This is a genomic window from Devosia sp. (assembly GCF_017307565.1).
Classification (GTDB): Bacteria; Pseudomonadota; Alphaproteobacteria; order Rhizobiales; family Devosiaceae; genus Devosia.
Genome location: NZ_JAFKHD010000278.1, coordinates 1 through 2967, shown reverse-complemented (window position 1 = coordinate 2967; position 2967 = coordinate 1). Strand labels below are relative to the sequence as shown.

Sequence of the window (2967 nt, the reverse complement as noted above, 5' to 3'; positions counted from 1 at the left end):
GCCGCCCTGCGGCACATCGCGCGACTGAGAAACCGGCGCCGCCTGACGAACGTCCGTGGCAAAAATGTCGACAATGCCATCGAGCTTGGTTGCTTGCGCTTCGGTCTGCTCGATCGAGGCGTTCATCTCCTCAACCAGCGCGGCATTGTGCTGGGTCATTTCGTCCATCTGCCGCACCGCCGCGTTGACCTCTTCGATGGAAGAAGCCTGCTCCTGGCTTTCGCGGGCAATCCCGGTCATCAGCGCATTGGACGACCGCGCCGCTTCGAGCATGGCTTCGAGCTTGCCGGCGGCATCCCCGACAAGGCGGGTCCCGCCCTTCACTTCATTGGCGCTTTGCTCGATGAGCTGCTTCACGTCTGCCGAGGCACTCGCAGCCGACTGCGCGAGGCGCCGCACTTCCACCGCCACCACCGCAAAGCCCTTGCCCGCCTCCCCGGCCCGCGCCGCTTCCACCGAAGCATTGAGCGCCAAGAGGTTGGTCTGGAAAGCGATGTCGTCGATCATGCCGATGATATTGGAAATCTTGGCCGAAGACTGCGTGATCCGCTCCATGGCTTCGGTCGCCTGCGCCATGACCTGCCCGCCCACTTCGGCCGATCGCGTCACATCGCCCGCGGCAGCGCTGGCCTCCTGCGCCCGCTGCGCATTCTGCAGCACGGTCGCGGCCAGTTGTTCCATCGTTGCTGAGGTTTCCTCGATCGTCGCGGCCTGCCGCGTCGTGCGCTCGGAAAGATCATTGGCGCCCGACAGGATTTCTCCCGTCGCCGCCTTGAGCGTCCCCGAGGTCGTACGCAACTGCCCGACAACGTCGGTCAATCGATCCGCCACCGCATTGACGTCGGACTTGAGGCGCAGGAACGCGCCCTGATATTCGCCGTTCATGCGCTGCGTAAGGTCGGTATTGGCAAGCGCCGACAGCACCACGCCGGTTTCCCCCACGCCACGATCGACGGTTTCAACCAGCCCATTGACCGAGCGGGCCAGGGCATTGAGCTCATCATCGGGAAATTCCGCCTCGACCCGGCGCGAGAAATCGCCCGAAATCGCCGCATCCACCACATGGCCGAAGGAGCGCTGCAATTGCTGCATCATGGCAGCGCGCTCGGCCTGGCCGCGAATGATCGACGCGGCCTCCGCCTCGGTCATTTCGGCCATGCGCACGCCATTTTGGCGGAACACTTCCACCGCCCGCGCCATGGCGCCAATCTCGTCGCCGCGCGCCCCGCCCTCGACTTCGACAGTCAGGTCGCCTCTTGCCAGGTTTTCCATCGTCCCAGTCAGGCGTGAAATCGGCCGGCTGATCGACCGAGAAAAGAAGAACCCGGCAATGGCAGCGATGACCAGCAACACGCCACCGACCAGCAGCGTCATGTTGCGCATGCTGACGACAGGCGCAAAGGCCTCTTCCTCTGGCTGCACCGCCGTAACGGCCCAGGTGACGCCACCAACGCTGACCGGCGCCGCGCGCACCACCATGGGCGCGCCGCGATAATCAAGGCTCATGCCCTCGCCCGACTGACCAGCCAGAGCCGAAGCCACGACGTCCGAAGTGAGCGTCGTGACCAGCACGTCCTCGCCCTCGGTTTTGGAGGATTCACTGCGCAGCAGGCCATCCTGACCCACCACCACCACTTCCCCGCTCCGCCCCATGCCCGAGAGCTCGGACACGCGCGCACTCATGCCCGCCGGCGAGATCGAGAGCACCATCACGCCGGTATTCTCGTCCTTGTCATAGACCGGCATGGCCATGAAGCTTTCGGGTTTGCCGGCCGGACCATACAAGGAGAAATCGACAAAGGCAGCCGAGCCATCGGCAAGGTCCTTGGCCGCGGCAAAAGCCTGCCCGAGCCCGGACGATGCCAGCGCGGGATCGGTGAGCACATTGCCGGCAAAGTCAGGGTTCTTGGCAACAGAATAGACGACATCGCCGGTGGCACTGATCAGCAGCACGTCCGAATAGTCGCGCTCGAGCCGCAGCGTCCGGAAGCCAGGATGAAAGCGCTTGTGCGGGGCATCATAAGTCGCGCCCTTGGCGCCGACGCTGTCGACCGCAGCGCGGTCTGCGGGATTGGGATTGTCGGTCACATAGGCAGCCTGCAATTGCAGCGCCGCGCGCTCCTTGAGCCCCATGCGCAGTTCCTCAACCGCGCGGGTCAGGTTCTTCATTGCCGTAACGGTATCGGAGCGCTGCACGAAAAGCCGGAGATCAACCTCGGCGCTCGAAAAGTACTCGTTCACCAGCGTCGTCGCAGTGCTGAGCGATGCTTGCATCGACTGGTCGCGCTGCTCCTGCACGGTGCCCAGACCAATGAAATAGCTGGCAATGCCAACGCCGGCACTTACCACCAACGCCGAGCCGACCAAAGCCAATGGCAGTTTCTGCGCAATGCGCAGCTGCGAAATAAAGCTCACCCTCGTTCCCCCGAGCAAAACTCAATGCTGTGGCCCCGTGGCCACGCCAAGTCATCGCGCGTCATCCTCCCCGCACGTGACCGGTGATTTTTCGTCCTGCAATCGTTACATATTGAGGCTTAACTACTTGTTACGCTTACGGCCGAAACGTACCGGGGCCCAAAACGCGAAGACGCCCGCAACCACCTGGCTGCGGGCGCCTTCAAATTGGCGATTGGTAACGCGATCAGGTCAACGCGCCGATCACCGCTTCGATGCGCTTCTTCATGGTCGAAACGTCGAACGGCTTGATGATGTAGTTGTTGACGCCCGCCGAAATGGCTTCCTTCACCTGCTCGGCGTCGGAACGGCCGGTCGCCATGATGAACGGCATGGCCTGGGTGCGCGGATGCTTGCGGATCACCTTGAGTAGCGTCAGCCCGTCGATGTCGTCCATGTTCCAGTCGGAAATGATCAGATCGACATTGGACTGCTCTAGCTTGCCCAAAGCATCGCGCCCGGACTTGGCCTCGATGATGTCCTTGAAGCCGAGCTGGTTCAAAATATACTTAC

2 protein-coding genes are annotated in these 2967 nt (G+C 62.7%); both read right to left on the bottom strand.

The window, feature by feature from the left end:
• Positions 1 to 2415, bottom strand: a 2415-nt coding sequence (locus tag J0I64_RS08635; RefSeq protein ID WP_291407179.1) for a methyl-accepting chemotaxis protein, incomplete at its 3' end; no start/stop codon positions are given.
• 226 nt (positions 2416 to 2641) lie between these two features.
• On the bottom strand, positions 2642 to 2967 hold a 326-nt coding region (locus J0I64_RS08630; protein ID WP_291407178.1), incomplete at its 5' end, for a response regulator.